Source organism: Bacillus sp. 3255 (assembly GCF_031456485.1).
GTDB lineage: Bacteria > Bacillota > Bacilli > Paenibacillales > NBRC-103111 > Paenibacillus_E.
In genome coordinates this window covers 456665-473963 of sequence record NZ_JAVDUS010000002.1, presented here as the reverse complement: position 1 = coordinate 473963, position 17299 = coordinate 456665, and the positions used below count along the sequence as shown (strand labels likewise).

Genomic DNA, 17299 nt, shown 5'->3' with positions numbered 1-17299 from the left:
CAGGCTGCAGGACAAGTAAGGAGGAACAGCATGAGCCAGCCCTTTTATTTCGAACCTATGCTAGAAAATCCGATGGCCCTGGACCGCCTGGATCTGCGGTTTCGGTGGGGTTCTTATGGGATCCATGTGCTGCGCTGCCATCTGACCTCTTTTCCGGCCGGTACGATCATTGATTTCCATCATCATTCCGAGTTTGAAATCCATTATATTCCCAGCGGCAAAGGCAAAGTCATCCTGGACGGCGTCACCTATCCTTTACAAGAAGGAATGCTGTATGTCACGGCGCCGGGAGTCTCCCATCGCCAGGAAGCGGATGAACAGGAGAAGATGGATGAGCTGTGCCTGCATGTCGATTTCGTGAAGCTGGACGAAGCAGGGGACGCGGAGAATGGCGCCACGGGGTGGGGAGAAGCGTGGGAGCTGCAGGAAGCGGATGCGTGCATCCGGCAGTTAAGCGAGCTGCCGCATGTGCCTGCCTTCGACCGGCAGGAAGCGATGAAATGCTTTCTGGTCGCGTATGAAGCGTGGCGGGACAACCCGCTCGGCCAGTACACCCTCATCAAGCAGTCAATTATCCAGATGCTGCTGAGAACGATCGGCGCCTACAAAGCGGATCGGCACGGTCCGAACCTGCCCGCTCGCGATATGAAGAGCTACCGGTATCAGCTTGCCGTGCAGTTCATCGAGGACAATTTCCGCCGGCCGCTGACCCTGGAGGGCGTTGCCGAGAGGCTGCAAATTTCCTCCAGACAGCTGCAGCGTATTTTTAAGGAACAGGCGAATATCTCGTTCAGCGAATATCTGGAGCAAGTCAGGCTGAAGCACGTATGCACCGAGCTGCTGCAAACCTCGCTGACGCTTGAGAAGATCGCAGAAAAGAATGGGTTTGCGTCCAGCAATTATTTGCATTATGTATTCAAGAAAGCACACGGCGTGACGCCGAACCGGTACCGTGACCGCATGCACGGATAACAAAAAGGCTGTTCCCGCGCCATATGGCGCCGGGAACAGCCTTTATTCATTACTCGAACAGCTTGCGCAGGTTCTCGGTATAAGGAGCGCGCACGATCCCTTTCTCCGTAATGATCGCCGTCACATACTCGTTCGGGGTCACATCGAACGCAGGGTTGAACACCTTCACGCCTTGCGGCGCGGTGCGCTTGCCGAAGCCTTGCGTAATTTCGTCTTCATGACGCTCTTCGATCGGAATATCTCCGCCGGTCGGCGTATTCAGATCGATCGTTGAGAGCGGGCAGGCGACGTAGAACGGAATGCCGTGAGCCTTCGCCAAGACGGCAACGCTGTAGGTGCCGATCTTGTTGGCCACATCGCCGTTAGCGGCTACACGGTCGGTCCCGACGATGACCGCCTGGATCCAGCCCTTAGACATGACGGCGCCTGCCATGTTATCGCAGATCAGCGTCACGTCGACGCCGGCCTGCTGCAGCTCGAAAGCTGTGAGCCGCGCGCCTTGCAGCACGGGACGAGTCTCGTCCGCGAACACCTTCAGGTTCATGCCCTGCTCCTTCGCCAAGTAGAACGGCGCTAACGCCGTGCCGTACTTGGCTGTGGCCAAGCCGCCGGCGTTGCAGTGCGTCAGCACGCCGAAGCCGTCCTCGAACAGCGTCAGCGCATGTTCGCCGATCAAGCGGTTCGTCTCCTCATCCTCCGCTTGAATCTTCTGCGCTTCTTCGAGCAGCGCCGCCTTGAAGTCAGCCGGGCTGACACCCGCTGCTGCCAAAGCGTCCGCTTGCGCTCTCATCCGGTCAAGCGCCCAGAACAGATTCACCGCCGTCGGACGCGACGTCGCCAAATAATCCGCCTGCTTCCGGACTTCCGCCAGAAGCTCCTCCACGCCGGCATCCACGCCGCGAACGCCGAGGTACACGCCGTACGCAGCGGCGATGCCGATCGCCGGGGCGCCGCGCACTTTCAAATGCCGGATCGCTTCCCACACCTCGATCGGCGTCTCCAGCGGCAAATACACGATCTCTTCCGGCAGCAAGCGTTGATCGAGCAGATCCAGCTGCTGGCCGTTCCATTTCAAGGACTGCAATGCGCCTTGGTTCTCAAGGGTCTGACTTGTTTGTTGTTGGGTCATAGCACAAATCCTCTTTCTACAGTTGATTCTTGGGTGACGATGGCCAGGAGCTCATCGAGGGAGCTCACTTGACGATGGGTGCGGATGAGGGAGGTGCCGATCGCTAACGCCAAACGCTGAGCGCGCTCTCTAGCCGCACTGTCTTCAATTTTGTCGATATCCGCTACGTGCGCGAGACCTACGATGCGGCGCACCATTTTGGCCCCGGTGAAGCCGACGGTATCTTGGAGCAGCTGCTGAACGAAGTGATCCTGGTAGCCCGGAGTCCGGAAAACGCGGTCCACGCCGTGTTCGTTCCAGAGCGCGCGGAAATTGGCTTCGAAGTGCGTCCAGACGTCCTTCACCGTCTGCAGCAGGTACGCGCGGTAAGCTTTGCGGCTCTCTTGATCCTGGCTCCAGCCTTCCTGGCCGGCATAGTTCAAGATCAGGTTCGCCAGCACGGCGCCGATATCGAAGCCCATTGGCCCATAGTAGGCGAATTCTGGGTCGATCACTTTCGTGGAATCGGGTTTGATGAAGATGCTGCCCGTATGAAGATCCCCATGAAGCAGAGCTTGCGCATTCGTCAAAAACTTCTGGCGGAGAATCGCCACTTCCAAATGCAGCTCGCTGTCGGCCCACAGCTGCTCGGCGGCGTCGCGGATATGCGGCTCGATGCTGTTCGTATCCGCGTCGCGGTATGGATCGTCGAAGATCAGATCCTCGGTAATTTTGCACAACTCAGGGTTGATGAAGCGCCCTTGCTGAATTTTCTTCTCTTGCTGGTTCTTGCCTAAGTCAGAAGTGAAGAACAGTGTGTGCGCCAAGAAGCGGCCGATGTGTTCAGCGAATAACGGATATTGGTTCCGTTCGATCAATCCTCTGCGCATGATGACATGGTCGCTCAAATCTTCCATCACCGTCAGCGCAAGATCGGCGTCATACGCATAGACATGAGGAACGAGATCGGGGACCAGTCCTTCTTCGATGAGCAGCGCTTCGCTTTCGATACGCGCCCGGTCGAGTGTCAGCGGCCAGGACTCGCCGACGACTTTGGCATAAGGCAGCGCTTGCTTCAAAATAATGCTTTGGCCTGTGCCCTTCTCCGATATGCGGAATACGAGATTCAGGTTGCCGTCGCCGATTTCATTGCTGGTCAGCTCCGAGCCGGGCTGGAACAAGTTTGGAATGCGGCGGGCATATTCGATCGCTTGAGCTTCACTTAAAGGGTGATATGTAGACATGGCTTAGCCTCCTATAAGTTCATTGGAATTAATTCCAACTAAATTACTGTGTATTAATGATCTGTTCCTAGTATAAGACAAAAAGGTTCCACTTGAAATACTCTCTTCGGAATTGTTGCACAAATTACATAAAAATTGATGAAATAACGTAAATTAGCGTGTACAAGCTGTATGAGATCATAACAACAGGAGGCTTTTAATATGGTGACAATGACAGCTCAATCGGTTCAGGCGATCCTCAATAAGCAAATTGCAAACTGGGGGTTGCTGTATGTCAAGCTGCACAACTTCCACTGGTATGTGAAGGGCAGCCAATTTTTTACACTTCACGTGAAATTTGAAGAGCTGTACAACGAAGCGGCCCTGCACATCGATGAGCTGGCGGAGCGTTTGCTCTCGATCGGCGGACAGCCGGCGGCGACGATGAAAGCGTACATCGAGCAATCCTCTCTGAAGGAAGCTTCAGGCACCGAAACGGCGACCAAAATGGTCGAAGCGGTCATTGAAGATTTCACCATCTTGACGCAAGAGCTCAAGGCCGGCATGCAGGCATGCGGGGAAGCGCAGGACGAAACGACTTCGGACATGCTGCTCGCTATCCAAACCTCGCTGGAGAAGCACCGCTGGATGCTCCAGTCGTTCCTGGGCTAACATTTACAAAATCTTCAAGCCATGCGAACATCCGTCTGATGTCCTTCCGCTATACTGGTTGCATAACCGTGTATGGAGGATTCGGATCATGATGAAAATCCTGAATGTGCTGCTGGTAATCGCCGCTTGCTTGTTCCTGCTCTTCATAGCCTTCGAAGCGGACCCTCCGTCTCAGGAGAGCGAGCCGAATCCGATGAAACAGAATCAAGATCAGTTTACCCGTATACAACAAACGTATTACGCCGATGATGTAAAATAGATGACTTCGGGATGGCCTGAGAGCCATCCTTTTCTTTGTGCCATTCCCGAGGCCGGTTGTTTTGCTCCTGGATTTTCCTTATAATAGATGGATTATGGGGAGACCGAGGAGTTGGTAGGGATGGAAAGACCAAAGGCCTTGAAAGAGTGGGCATCGGCTATTCGAGCATTGGAAGAAGGCACACAAATTTTTATTATGCGCAAAGGGGGTATTGTTGAGGAAACGCGAGATTTTCACGTCGTCTCGGGCGATTTCTATCTTTATCCGACTTACGAGCATCAGAGAAAAGAGCTGCTGAAGGAAGATTACCGCGGCGTCATCGATGACACGCTGATCGGGTGGAGCCCGCAGGATGAGCAGGTCCGGATCACCTCGTACGCGCGGATGGTGGAGGATATCGAGATCAGCGATCAAGAGCAGTTGAACAAGCTGTATCCTTATCATATCTGGACGGAAAATTTCACGGAAGAAAGATTGAAGTGGAAGCGCAAAAATCCGCTGCATATTATGATTCTGAGAGTATATAAGCTTGCTCAGCCCTTACATATTCCGATTGAACAGGCCTATATCGGCTGCAAATCTTGGATCGGCCTTGGTGCGGAAACACCGCCCGAATCGTCCTTAATTCCCGTGTTGAGCGATGAGGAATTCACGGTGAAGGTGGAGGAAATGAAACGCATTTTGTCGGAATAAATCTGTTGCATTTTCACAAAATGCCCACCTTTTTCATCCGATTGCCCTTTCTTGATTTGACAATGTAAGTTATAATAGAATTATTCTAATGAGAATCAATGATAATCACCTTAAGATTGTCATTTATTTAGTACATTTAAACATTATGGAGGCTTAATGAAAATGGCAAATTCACCAACTTTTACAATAGACGGTCTTAGAGCGAACGTCGAAGGAAAGGAAATTTTGAAAGGTCTAAGCTTGGAGATCAAAGGCGGAGAAGTGCATGCGATCATGGGACCGAACGGTACTGGTAAAAGTACGCTGGCTTCCGCGTTGATGGGGCATCCGAAATATGAAGTGACCGAGGGTTCCGTTACTTTGGACGGCGAAGACGTGCTGGAGATGGCCGTTGACGAGAGAGCACGCGCAGGCCTGTTCCTGGCGATGCAATATCCGAGCGAAATTACAGGCGTGACGAACGCTGACTTCCTGCGCAGCGCGATCAACGTGCGCCGCGGCGAAGGCAACGAGATTTCCTTAATCAAGTTCATCCGCCAAATGGAAGCGAAGATGAAACAGCTTGAAATGAACCCTGAGTTCATGCATCGTTACCTGAACGAAGGCTTCTCCGGCGGTGAGAAGAAACGTAACGAAATTCTGCAGATGCTTCTGCTTGAGCCTAAATTTGTCATTCTTGACGAAATTGACTCCGGTCTGGATATCGATGCTTTACGTATCGTAGCCGAAGGCGTTAATGCCATGCGCAGCGAAGAGCGCGGCTTCTTGATCATCACGCACTACCAGCGTTTGCTCAACTACGTTAAACCTGATTTTGTACATGTTATGATGCAGGGGCGTATTGTGAAATCCGGCGGTCCGGAACTGGCTGAGCGTCTGGAAGCGGAAGGCTACGACTGGGTCAAAGAAGAACTGGGTATCGTCGACGAAACGGTTGGTCAAGACGAGGAAGAATTCAAAGTTCCTATGAACACGACAGCGCCGAAGTACTAAAGAAAGGAGAGACTTTGATCTGAAGGATCGGAACTCCCGGGAAGGAGAGGCTTAGATCTCCGGTCAAAGATCCCTATAAATGGAGGAAAACATGAATACTCAAACACAACTTTCCATAGATTTAGGCGCTGTCGCCGAGCTCTCACGCAGCAAGCAGGAGCCGGAGTGGATGACTGCTCTTCGTACGGAAGCGGTAGCGTTAGCCAATTCTTTGGAATTACCGGTTTTAGAAAAAACAAGAATCGATCGTTGGAGCATTTCCTCCTACGGTTCATATAAATCGCAAGCCCCGCTGGCTTCCCTGGATGCTCTTCCGGAAGCGGCAAAAGGACTCACCAACTCGGATAACCTGATTGTTCAGCGCAATTCCGGGATTGTGTACACGCAAGTATCCGAAGAGCTTAAGAAGCAAGGCGTTATTTTCACGGATCTGGAAACAGCGATTCGCGATCACGCGGATCTTGTGAAGCCTTACTTCATGAAAGCTGTCGAGGCGAACGAGAACCAAGTGACGGCGCTTCATGCCGCACTTTGGAACGGCGGCGTATTCATCTACGTGCCCAAAGACGTCCGCGTCGAGTCTCCGCTTCAAGCGCTGTTCTTGACGGACGACGCCGAAGCTACATTCGCTCCGCACGTATTGATCGTGGCTGAGCAGTTCAGCTCCGTTTCTTACGTGGATAACTTCGTATCCTCCGTATCGGGTGCGGAACTCGTTCAAAACGGCATCGTCGAAGTATTCGCGAAGCCGGGTGCCCGCGTTAACTACGCGTCCGTGCACAACTTGGAGGCTTCCGTCACGGATCTGACTTACCGCCGTGCCATTCTCGACAACGATGCGAGCATCGCTTGGGTTGTCGGCGAGATGAACTATGGTAACACAATGTCCGATACGACCTCGATCCTGCACGGCAAAGGCTCCGATTCCGATGCCAAGGTCATCTGTGTAGGTACGCAGGAACAGAAGCTTAACTTAACGACACGCGCCGTACACTGGGGCAAAGCGTCGACAAGCGATATGATTACGCGTGCCGTTATGAGAGATGGCGCGACAGCAATCATCAACGGCATTACGAAGATCGAGAAAGGCGCACAAGGCTGTAACGGGCAGCAAACGGAGAAAGTGTTGATGCTCAGCCCCAAAGCGCGCGGAGACGCTAACCCGATTCTTCTTATCGATGAAGATGACGTTAAAGCAGGCCATGCGGCGAGCGTCGGCCAAGTGAATGCGGAGCAAGTGCATTACTTGATGTCTCGCGGGATTACGAAGGAAGAAGCTCAGCGCTTGATCATCTACGGTTTCTTGGCGCCAGTCGTTTCCGAGATTCCGATCAAGAGCGTTGAAGAACAGCTGCAAAGCTTAGTGGAGAGGAAGCTGGGACAATGAATACTGCCGAGATACGTGAACTTTTTCCCATTCTAAAGCAAGAAGTGAACGGTCATCCACTGGTGTATTTGGACAGCGCTGCAACTTCCCAGAAGCCCATTCAGGTGATTGAGGCACTGAAGCATTACTATGAATGGGACAATGCGAACGTTCATCGCGGTGTTCATACCTTGGGTTCCCGGGCAACGGATGCGTATGAAGGAGCTAGAGCGAAGATCGCCAAGTTCATCAACGCCTCCAGCGAGCAAGAAATCATTTTCACCAGAGGCACGACAACGGCTATCAATATCGTAGCAAGCAGCTACGCCAAAGCGGTTTTGCGCGAAGGCGACGAAATCGTCCTTACGCCGATGGAGCATCACAGCAATCTGATTCCATGGCAGCAGGCCGCTAAGGCGACTGGCGCTACGTTAAAATATATCCCTTTACAACCTGACGGATCCATTGCGCTTGCAGATGTCGAGAACACGATTACGGACCGCACCAAGATCGTTTCGGTCGTCTATGTGTCTAACGTGCTCGGGGTCATTAACCCCGTCAAGGAAATCGCTGCAATCGCGCATAAGCACGGAGCCAAAATCATGGTTGACGGCGCGCAAAGCACGCCGCACATGAGCGTGGATGTGCAGGATTTGGATTGCGATTTCTATGGGCTTTCCGGCCATAAGATGTGTGGTCCGACCGGTATTGGGGCATTGTATGGCAAGAAGGCCTTGCTGGAGAGCATGGAGCCGGCTGAATTCGGCGGCGAAATGATCGATCATGTGGATCTGTATGAATCGACATGGAAGGAGCTGCCTTGGAAGTTCGAAGGCGGGACTCCGATCATCGCTGGGGCTGTAGGTCTTGGCGCGGCGATCGATTTTCTGCAGGAAGTCGGCATGGACAATATTTTCAAACATGATATTCAGCTTACGAATTATGCGCTGGAGCGTATGACGCAGATCGAAGATCTGACGGTGTATGGTCCGATGACGAATCGTGCAGGACTCGTCACGTTCAATCTTGGCGATGTGCATCCGCACGATGTCGCGACCGTACTGGATGCTGAAGGTGTAGCCATTCGTGCAGGCCACCACTGCGCTCAGCCTCTGATGAGATGGCTGGAGGTAAGCAGCACGGCCCGTGCAAGCTTTTATCTATACAATACCGAAGAGGATATTGACCGTCTTGTGATGGCCTTACAAAAAACAAAGGAGTACTTTGGCCATGCAATTGGATGATTTATACCGCAGAGTCATAATGGATCACTATAAGACACCTCGCAACCGCGGCAAATTCGAGTCCGGCGAAACGGTTACCATCGATCTGAACAACCCGACTTGCGGCGACAAAATTTCGCTGCAAATGCAGGTGGAAGACGGTATCGTGAAGCAGGCCAAATTTACCGGAGAAGGCTGCTCGATCTCGCTGTCCTCCGCTTCGATGATGACGGATGCCGTCAAAGGCAAAACGGTCGATGAGGCGCTCCGCATGGCTGAGGATTTCTCCAGCCTGATGAAGGGCGAGCCGGTCGAATTCGAATATGAAGATATCGAAGCTTTATCTGGGGTCAATAAGTTCCCGGCGCGGATTAAATGTGCTACACTGGCATGGAACGCGCTGCGCAAAGGTATTGAACATTCCCAAAAAACCGATAACTAACGCATTAGCGATAGCATAGAACGTTGGAACGCAGGCAGTAAACCAACAAAATGAAGGAGGAATTAACCATGGCAAAACAAATGCCAGATCTCGAGGATTATAAATATGGTTTCCGAGATGAGCACAAAGCGATTTTCCAATCGGGAAAAGGCTTGACTCGTGAAATCGTTGAAGAAATCTCCAGAATGAAGGGCGAGCCGGAATGGATGCTGGAATTCCGTCTGAAATCCTTGGAGCAATTCTTCAAAATGCCGATGCCGCGCTGGGGCGGGAACATGGATGATCTTGATTTCAATGACATTCAGTACTACGTGAAACCGTCCGAGAAGCAAGGGAAGACGTGGGAAGAAGTTCCGACGGAAATCAAAGAAACTTTCGACAAGCTGGGTATCCCTGAAGCGGAGCAAAAGTTCCTCGCAGGCGTATCCGCACAGTACGAATCCGAGGTCGTTTACCACAGCATGCAGAAAGAGCTGGAAGATCAAGGGGTTATCTTCATGGATACGGACTCCGCACTTCGCGAGTACCCTGAGCTCTTCAGAAAATATTTCGGAACGGTTATTCCGCCAAGCGATAACAAATTCGCTGCATTGAACAGTGCCGTATGGTCCGGCGGTTCCTTCATCTACGTACCGAAAGGCGTTAAATGTGAAGTTCCGCTGCAAGCCTACTTCCGTATTAACTCCGAGAACATGGGGCAATTCGAACGTACGTTGATCATCACCGACGAGGAAAGCTTCGTGCACTACGTAGAGGGCTGTACGGCTCCGATCTACAGCACGAACTCCCTGCACAGTGCGGTTGTTGAGATCGTATGTCTCAAGAACTCCCGCGCTCGTTACACAACGATCCAGAACTGGGCACCGAACATCTACAACCTCGTTACCAAACGTGCGGTTGCAGAAGAAGGCGCTACGATGGAGTGGGTCGATGGCAACATCGGTTCCAAGCTGACGATGAAGTACCCGGCTGTTGTTCTCAAAGGCCGCGGCGCCAAAGGGATGGTTCTATCCATCGCAGTAGCCGGCAAAGGACAGCACCAGGATGCAGGCGCTAAGATGACGCATCTGGCTCCGGATACAACATCCACCATCGTATCCAAATCGATCTCCAAGCATGGCGGTAAAGTAACGTACCGCGGATTGGCTTCCTTCGGGCGCAACTCCCAAGGGTCCAAAGCGAACATCAAATGCGATACGCTGATTCTGGATAACGAATCGACGTCCGATACGATCCCATACAATGAGATCATGAACGACAACATTACGCTGGAGCATGAAGCTACGGTATCCAAGGTGTCTGAGGACCAATTGTTCTACCTCATGAGCCGCGGTTTGACGGAAGCGGAAGCTACGCAAATGATCGTAATGGGCTTCATTGAGCCATTCACCAAAGAACTTCCGATGGAATATGCGGTTGAGATGAACCGTCTCATCAAGTTTGAGATGGAAGGCTCGATCGGTTAATATGAAGAACACAAGCGTGCCTGCTTTGCAGGCATGCTTTTTTTTTACGCTCGCTGCGCTTACCTGCGCGCCTATCCGGTCCCCGGCAATCTGTATGATTGTTCGAATACAATAATCAGAATAAACGAAAATTGCACGAATATATGTGATTTTTCATACAGAATTATCGAAATCAGCCTTTATAGCAAAATTTATATGATTTATCGAATACAATGGTCAGGCAGAATGAAAATAGCAAATGTATCCGATTTTTCATGCTGATCAGGACAAGAACCGAGAGCATTCTCTTCCAATAAGCTCCAACCCGTTCAACCTCATACAAATGCATATTTATTTCCCGTGAACCTCACTCTATTAAGGATCATAATGTGTCCCCAAAGGAGAGAAGTGAAGGTATGTGGAAAAGGCTGAAATTAGCAGCAATAGGGAGCATGGTTGTCGTACTGGCAGCCACAACGGCATGCGGGAAGAATAACGTAACTCCCAATCCCTCATCGCCGACGCCGAGCCCTGTGACAGGCAGCGGCAGTTCCTCCCCGCGTATTTTGTCCCAGGGCGGGAATGGAATGACCCCGTTAGGTAATGGCGATGCCGTATTGCCTATTAAAGTCATCAACAATGTGAAGTACGTATCCGCTCGTGAACTTATCCAAACGCTCAACTTTCAGTCCGAATGGGACGCTGCCGCTCAGAAACTGTTAATCGGCGACAATGACGCCAGCTACGAGCTGTCGGTGAACACTCAGAAAGCTTCGAAAGACGGGGCCGATATTCATGTGAGCCAGCCCTTTGTCAAGGAAGGAGATGCCGTGTATTTACCGGTCTCCGCGATAGCCGACCTATTCCAAGACGAAATGGCTTATGACATTAGAGATAGCCAATTGAACATTCATCCTTCGCCAACAGCCGCGCTAGAGAACGAGGATTCGCCTGATCCTAGCGCGGATACGCCGGAGCTGGCCTTTGCGGACGATCCGAATGACCCCTTCAAGGGGGAGGCAACGGGAGGGGCCAATCCGGCTTCAGCTCAAGACGCGAAGGCTTTGCAGGATCTGGAGGTATGGGCGCGCTCTGGCGGCAATGCGGATGAAGCCGTTCCGGTTCTCAAAAACATCAATGTCAACTCGATGATCAACAAAGGTGAACAATATTTGGGGGTCAAATATAAATTCGGCACAGGCCCTTATCCGCAAACGGGCAGATTTGACTGCTCGACGTTCACCCAATACGTTTATGGAAAGTATAATTTCAAGCTGCCTAGGCTTGCGCGGCAGCAGGCGGCGGTGGGGAACCTGATCAGCCGCAAGTCGCTGCGCAAAGGCGATCTCATGTTTTTCTATGTGCCGGGCCGTTTCAAAACGAATAAAACGGTAGGACATGTAGGGATCTACATCGGGAATATGAAAATGCTTCATGCTTCCCCTGAGCCGAAAAACGGGGTTCAGATCAGCAACATTAATAAAGCGTATTGGAAAAAAACATTCCTGCGCGCAAAACGAGTTGTCTATTAAGCCATTCCGGTCTATCCTTAGGGATAGGCCTTTTTTATTATTTTTTTCCAGAATGAAACAAATGGGAAGTTCATGCGTTTAAATCTAGTATGAAGTCATGGATTGAAGGAGGATAAAGCCGAATGATGATTGCTCTATATGAGAAATTAGCCAGTGGGCATCTTCAGAAAATTAGCGAGCGCCCATGGGATGAAAAGCTGATTCAAGCGTTGGATGCAGCAAACTATGTGCTGGTCGGCGGTAAAGAATATGAAATGATTGAAGGACGATTGAACCTGGATTCGAATGTGTTTGAGCTGCTGCTTGTAACCGTAGGCGCTGAAGGAGGAGGGAACCGGGAGTGAAGAGACCGCTCAAAGTATTTTCCGCATCGGTAAGTCTTGTGCTCGTCAGTCAACTGCTGCTGCTCCCCGCGCATGCGGCAGATACGCCGAATGCGGCTTCGGCTAAGCTGGTTGAATGGTCCACGGATGAGGTGAAGGCTTATTTCGACCCAGCGGTAGACTGGAACTTGCCTGTACAGCCTGCAGCTTCACCTACCCCAACGCCAGCGGCAAGCGGCAGTGGAAGCGGAAGCACGGCACCGGTCGTTATCAACCACGTAGGCAGTGGCTTCGGTTGGGATGACCTGCTGCTGTACCATCTTATTTTCAACAGCCCTAGTCCTTATTCTTCGAGCAGTTGGGGAAGCAGTCATAAATCTTATTATTATCGTTCGAATACACCCTATGTGACCAAAACGTACCAAGCAAGCTCTTTCTCCAACAAGTCCGCAACCAAAGCGCCGACAACATCCAGCGGAACCGGCAGCTTCACGACGAACAAGTCGTCTTCCGGTACGAAATCAAGCACAGGCTCTACGGGCAGCGTAAGCAGCTCGGGTTCAAGCAGCAGTTCGACTTCCGGCTCCAAATCGACCTCTGCGTCTACAGGCAGCATCGGTGGCAAATCAAGCGGCTTCAGCTCTTCATCCAGTTCAGGAGGTTAAGGCATTGGTATTCGAAGTCACCGGCACACCTGCGCCCAACCGAGAACACCGCGTGCAGCAGTTAGCTGAGCTTGGATTTACCTGGGCTAATTTGGAGGATGAAGCTTACTGGGTGGATCAGATCGTACTGATGGAACAATCATCTTACGATGAGCTGATTCATGCCGCAGGACTGCTTTGGCGTGTGTTCGATCACACGGTCCGCTATGTAACGGGCAACAGAGCTATGTATGAGAAATTGTCGATTCCCGAGGTGCTGTGGGATGGGCTGGATCGTTTGGAGTTGAACGGCGAGGGCCTCATAAGCCGCTATGCCCGGTTTGATTTCACGGTGAATCAGCAGGGCGATATTAAGCTTCTGGAGCTGAATGCCGATACGCCGACCGGTTATGTGGAAGCTTCGATAGCGACCCCGTGGTTATGCGAGCAGGCCGGAGTGCTATCACCCAATAAGCCGATGAAAGAGCTGGTCCGCGCAGCATGGGAAGAAGAAGCGCCGGATTATGCGGCCTGCATCGCGTATGGGCAGCATCTGGAGGACACGGGAACGATTGACGCACTGGTTGCGCATAGCGGAAGAAAGATGACCTGCGTCGATTGCCTGGATTTGTGGATCGACGAAGGTGTAGTCAAAGTAGGAGAAGACCGGATCATCTCCAGCATGTTCGCGCTCTATCCGAAGGAATGGATGGGGATTGATGACGGGGGAGAAGCACTCTCTTATGCCATTGAGGAACAATTCGTGCGATTGTTCAATCCTTTGCATGCGGTTATCTTGCAGTCCAAAGGCTTGCAAGCTGTTGTCTGGGGCTTGCATCAAGAGAATTCGGAATTTTATACGGATGATGAGCATAAAGCGATCGAGAAGTACATGCTGCCGACGTTTTTTACCCCGGAGCTGTCTGGAGATTATGTATCCAAATCGATGTTCGGTAGAGAAGGCGGCTCTGTAGAGCTCTATGACGCCGCTGGACAATTGGAGATCAAGGACGAGGCCGGGTTTGATACGAGTGTCTTTTTCCAAAGAGTATATCAGCAGCGGGCCGATTTGCCTGAATTGCAATTTGCCCATGGCAGGAGGCATTTGTTAACGGGACTGTTCGTGCTGAACGGAACGCCTTGCGGGCTTCTGGGCCGGGCAGGCGGCATGATCACAGGCAATGCAAGTCAATTTGTAGCGATTGGAGTGAAAGCAACTTGAAACGAAATCGATTATGGCTGTTCGCGGCGGTCGTCCTCATCGGCATATTGGTCATATGGGGCATTACCAAAGCGGTAGGCAGCAAGCCTTCGGTCTTAAGCAGGTCTACGGCGGGCAGCTCGGCAAGCATCAGCGGCGCCGGCGGCGAAGTGCCTTGGGATTATCAAGTGCAGCAGGCGAAAGTCGGAGATTTGATCGATGGGGATATGGTTCTGCTGCCGGGCAACGAGCGGATATCCAATGACCAAAATTTTGCGACAGGCGATCAAATTTATGTCCTCAGTTATATGCAGGCGACGATGAGAACCGATAGCCAAGGTAAGAACGATGTTACATTGTCGCAATGGAAGCCGATCAAAACGTTCAAAACGAAAGAAGAAGCGGATAAAGATTTGGCGGAGCTAAAGGTTGAAATTAAAACGGATGTGAAATTGATCGGGGTCTACAAAACGGAGCTTGACGGCAAATTCCGCTATTTTGCGGTAGCCGATCTCCCGACGGGGCAGAAAGTGAAGCAGCCGATTCCGGAAGAACGGTACGCGAGCTTCAAAGATAAGAAGGAAGTTACCGTAGTGCTGGAGGAAGTGCACGATTATAGCAATTATGACCAATCGATGGCGAAATTTCGGGGGTGGGCAGAATGATCGTATTGAACCTTATTATCAGTTTATTTGTAATTGTCCTTCTGCAATTTGCAGGGATGTATATTTTCAGCCTAATGACACCCTACCGCGATATGGAAGAAATCAATAAAGGCAATGTTGCCGTCGGGATCACGATGGGCGGCAAATTCGTGGCGACAGCGATCATATTGGCGATTGCTGCCTACACGAATTCCTCTATCTGGCATATGAGCCTCTGGTTTGCGGTAGGGTACGTCTGTTTAATCGCTACGTACTGGGTATTCGACTGGCTGACACCGGGGGTTAAACTATCCGATCAGTTAAAAGGAGGCAATGTTGCCGTCGGTACCCTGCTGGCGGCCGTCTATATCGGAATTGCGTTAGCCGTCAGCTCGCTCATTATCTAGACTGCGATGCTTGTAATCTCGACGCCGCTAAGCTGAGAGAGATCCACGAATTCATGATTGATATTAATGAGCGGACGGAAGAAGTCGGAAGGGTTAGTCATTACGATCGTTCCGGCTCGTCCATCGCTCAGGGATACTTTTTTGCCGATAAAGTTAGGAATCATATGGCGGATGAACACTTGCGTGATTTTCGGATCCAGCTGACCAAAGCTCATGCGATGGAGCTCTTTCAGCACGAACAGAAGATCGCGCTTTTCTTGATAGACGCGGTTGGAAATCATCGCGCTATATACGTCGGCAACGGATACAATACGCGAGTACGAATGAATTTCCGTACTTTTTTTGCGCAAGGGATAGCCATTGCCGTCCATACGCTCATGGTGCTGGAGAGCTACGGTCGCAAGCGTGTCGTCCTGAAGCGTCTTTCTAATAATATCGTACCCGTAGATCGTATGTTTCTGTATTTCACTGTACTCGTCATTGGTCAGCTTGCCGGGTTTGTCAAGGATGTCGCGAGAAATTCGGCATTTGCCAATATCGTGCAAATAACCGGTCTTGCCGATATAGAGCGCTTCTTGACAGCTCTTGTTCATCCACTTGGCTATGTAGAAGGAAAGCATGCCTACTTGTACACTATGTTGGAACGTATAATCGTCTTGGCTGTTCAGCGAAAGCAGCAGAGAAACCACGTCTTTCTCTTCTTCGAAGCTCTCGACGAGCGGATTGAAAGCGGATTCTATAAATTCATTGGAAAGGGAGCTCCCCTGTTCGGCGGAGCGAAAAATCTCCTTAATTCCTTCGATCGCATCATGAAACGAGTTTAACTGTGCTTGTCTGGCTGCCGGGACCTGCACCGGTTCTTCCGTAAGTCTGGGGGCAATATCTACATATTCGATATTGTGGCGGTTAAGCATTCTAATATCGCTCACATCCACTATGGTTCCTGCAGATAAAAGATGCAGACCTACGTGATTGTAGGAATCGGACAACAGTTTATCACCAACAATTAGTTGAAGCACGTGTATACGCATTGAGTTCCTCTCCCAGTCCTATGATCGTGTAGGTATATTGTAATAATATTACATCCCGATATAGCGGCTGTAAAGACTTTTGGCCTGAATTAAATCGTCGGTCCCTTGGATCAGCACACGCCCGTCAGGGAAGATAATCATTTGCAATTCAGGATTAGCCTGGAATTTCAAGAGGAACCGGTTACGTTCGACGGGCCCTAGCGGCTTCAAGCGCTCTTCCCAGTATTCAAGAGGCTTCGCCATTGGTACGACCGGGTGAATTTGCACGGAGTTACGGCCGCATAACGACTGGATCGTGTCGCTATCCACGTCTGCGTCCAAATACTCATACCGCTGCATCGCACAGGCGGGACAATCGGGCTTGCGAGCGCCGGCAACGCTAATGGAGGACTGTTGGTTGAACCATAAGTCCCATTGCTGCATGCGGAGATTCAAATGCTCGTTAGCGCCTACGAGCAGCTTCAAAGCTTCGGTCGCTTGGAACGAAGCGACAACGTGAATAATGCCGCCAATTACGCCGGCGGTATCGCACGTTTCCGTTGTTCCCGCAGCGGGAGCTTGGGTGAACAGGCAGCGCAGACAAGGCGTCTGTCCCGGCAGGATCGTCAGCGACACGCCTCTGGAAGCGACGGCACCGCCGTAAATCCACGGAATGCCCGACTTGATGCTGACATCGTTAACGAGGAAGCGGACCGAGAAGTTATCCGTGCCGTCCAGGATCAGATCTACATTACGCAGCAGCTCCTCGGCATTCGTCGGATTCAAATCCGTGACGTGCGGCTCGATGGTGATCTGCGAATTGATAAGCTGCAGTCTTCTGGCCGCAGCAATTGCTTTGGGCGTCGTCGTCGCCGCATCTTCTTCGTCGTACAGCATTTGCCGCTGCAAGTTGCTGGCATCCACGAAGTCGCGGTCGATCAAACGCACATAGCCGACACCGGCGCGAACCATATGGTTGGCGAGAACGGTACCGAGCGCGCCCATGCCGACGATGGCGACACGGCTGGCATTTAATTTGCGCTGGCCATCCAGCCCGATAGGGGAAAAGAGCACTTGTCTGGAATAACGGGCGTCCACCTCCGCTACTTCTTGAACGGTTCCTGTATGTAAAGGTGTATCCA

The 17299-nt window shown here is 51.4% G+C and carries 19 protein-coding genes; 15 read left to right on the top strand and 4 right to left on the bottom strand.

Annotated features, from left to right (window positions below; translation table 11 throughout):
* Positions 1-30 precede the first annotated feature (30 nt).
* Positions 31-972: an AraC family transcriptional regulator gene (locus J2X61_RS04765; RefSeq protein ID WP_310186242.1), complete on the top strand. Its 942-nt coding sequence runs from the start codon at positions 31-33 to the stop codon at positions 970-972.
* A gap of 49 nt (positions 973-1021) precedes the next feature.
* Here the strand turns inward: J2X61_RS04765 and mtnA are convergent, their stop codons facing one another.
* Together mtnA and mtnK are read right to left on the bottom strand one after the other, a co-directional pair.
* Entirely contained in the window at positions 1022-2101 is a 1080-nt protein-coding gene (gene mtnA, locus J2X61_RS04760) for an S-methyl-5-thioribose-1-phosphate isomerase (protein ID WP_274466259.1), read from the bottom strand.
* Positions 2098-3324 (bottom strand): S-methyl-5-thioribose kinase, encoded by a 1227-nt coding sequence (gene mtnK, locus J2X61_RS04755; protein WP_310186240.1) that lies wholly within the window; start codon positions 3322-3324, stop codon positions 2098-2100. Before mtnK ends, mtnA begins: the two co-directional genes overlap by 4 nt.
* Before the next feature lie 210 nt (positions 3325-3534).
* Here mtnK and J2X61_RS04750 point away from each other — a divergent pair, with 210 nt between their 5' ends.
* The 14 genes from J2X61_RS04750 (at position 3535) to J2X61_RS04685 (ending at position 15147) form a co-directional block, all read left to right on the top strand.
* Positions 3535-3975 (top strand): Dps family protein, encoded by a 441-nt coding sequence (locus J2X61_RS04750; RefSeq protein ID WP_310186279.1) that lies wholly within the window; start codon positions 3535-3537, stop codon positions 3973-3975.
* An 88-nt stretch (positions 3976-4063) separates the two neighbouring features.
* Positions 4064-4234 (top strand): hypothetical protein, encoded by a 171-nt coding sequence (locus tag J2X61_RS04745; protein WP_274466257.1) that lies wholly within the window; start codon positions 4064-4066, stop codon positions 4232-4234.
* A gap of 120 nt (positions 4235-4354) precedes the next feature.
* A complete protein-coding gene (locus J2X61_RS04740; RefSeq protein WP_310186237.1) occupies positions 4355-4927 on the top strand; it encodes a DUF1802 family protein in 573 nt (190 codons plus the stop codon).
* A gap of 162 nt (positions 4928-5089) precedes the next feature.
* Positions 5090-5920: a Fe-S cluster assembly ATPase SufC gene (gene sufC, locus J2X61_RS04735; protein WP_274466255.1), complete on the top strand. Its 831-nt coding sequence runs from the start codon at positions 5090-5092 to the stop codon at positions 5918-5920.
* A 91-nt stretch (positions 5921-6011) separates the two neighbouring features.
* Positions 6012-7307 carry a Fe-S cluster assembly protein SufD gene (gene sufD / locus J2X61_RS04730; protein WP_274466254.1) on the top strand — a complete coding sequence of 432 codons (1296 nt, stop codon included), beginning with the start codon at positions 6012-6014 and terminating at the stop codon, positions 7305-7307.
* A complete protein-coding gene (locus J2X61_RS04725) occupies positions 7304-8530 on the top strand; it encodes a cysteine desulfurase (RefSeq protein ID WP_274466253.1) in 1227 nt (408 codons plus the stop codon). Before sufD ends, J2X61_RS04725 begins: the two co-directional genes overlap by 4 nt.
* Entirely contained in the window at positions 8517-8951 is a 435-nt protein-coding gene (sufU, locus tag J2X61_RS04720; protein WP_274466251.1) for a Fe-S cluster assembly sulfur transfer protein SufU, read from the top strand. The genes J2X61_RS04725 and sufU overlap by 14 nt, the downstream gene beginning before the upstream one ends.
* Positions 8952-9019: 68 nt before the next feature.
* The gene (gene sufB, locus J2X61_RS04715) at positions 9020-10417 is read left to right on the top strand and encodes a Fe-S cluster assembly protein SufB (protein ID WP_274466249.1); all 1398 of its coding nucleotides are present in this window, start codon (positions 9020-9022) and stop codon (positions 10415-10417) included.
* Between the two features lie 431 nt (positions 10418-10848).
* Complete coding sequence (locus J2X61_RS04710; protein ID WP_310186234.1) at positions 10849-11928, top strand: C40 family peptidase; 1080 nt, start codon at positions 10849-10851, stop codon at positions 11926-11928.
* Between the two features lie 122 nt (positions 11929-12050).
* Positions 12051-12272, top strand: a complete 222-nt coding sequence (locus J2X61_RS04705) for a hypothetical protein (RefSeq protein ID WP_274466247.1) — start codon at positions 12051-12053, stop codon at positions 12270-12272.
* The gene (locus J2X61_RS04700) at positions 12269-12916 is read left to right on the top strand and encodes a hypothetical protein (RefSeq protein WP_274466246.1); all 648 of its coding nucleotides are present in this window, start codon (positions 12269-12271) and stop codon (positions 12914-12916) included. Before J2X61_RS04705 ends, J2X61_RS04700 begins: the two co-directional genes overlap by 4 nt.
* Before the next feature lie 4 nt (positions 12917-12920).
* Positions 12921-14117: a glutathionylspermidine synthase family protein gene (locus J2X61_RS04695; protein ID WP_274466245.1), complete on the top strand. Its 1197-nt coding sequence runs from the start codon at positions 12921-12923 to the stop codon at positions 14115-14117.
* Entirely contained in the window at positions 14114-14761 is a 648-nt protein-coding gene (locus J2X61_RS04690; protein ID WP_274466244.1) for a hypothetical protein, read from the top strand. The genes J2X61_RS04695 and J2X61_RS04690 overlap by 4 nt, the downstream gene beginning before the upstream one ends.
* Complete coding sequence (locus tag J2X61_RS04685; protein ID WP_274466241.1) at positions 14758-15147, top strand: DUF350 domain-containing protein; 390 nt, start codon at positions 14758-14760, stop codon at positions 15145-15147. The genes J2X61_RS04690 and J2X61_RS04685 overlap by 4 nt, the downstream gene beginning before the upstream one ends.
* Here J2X61_RS04685 and J2X61_RS04680 read toward each other — a convergent pair.
* Together J2X61_RS04680 and J2X61_RS04675 are read right to left on the bottom strand one after the other, a co-directional pair.
* Positions 15144-16178, bottom strand: a complete 1035-nt coding sequence (locus J2X61_RS04680; RefSeq protein ID WP_310186230.1) for an HD-GYP domain-containing protein — start codon at positions 16176-16178, stop codon at positions 15144-15146. The two genes, J2X61_RS04685 and J2X61_RS04680, sit on opposite strands and share 4 nt — an antisense overlap.
* A 48-nt stretch (positions 16179-16226) precedes the next feature.
* Positions 16227-17255, bottom strand: a complete 1029-nt coding sequence (locus J2X61_RS04675) for a ThiF family adenylyltransferase (RefSeq protein WP_274467440.1) — start codon at positions 17253-17255, stop codon at positions 16227-16229.
* Between the last annotated feature and the right edge of the window lie 44 nt (positions 17256-17299).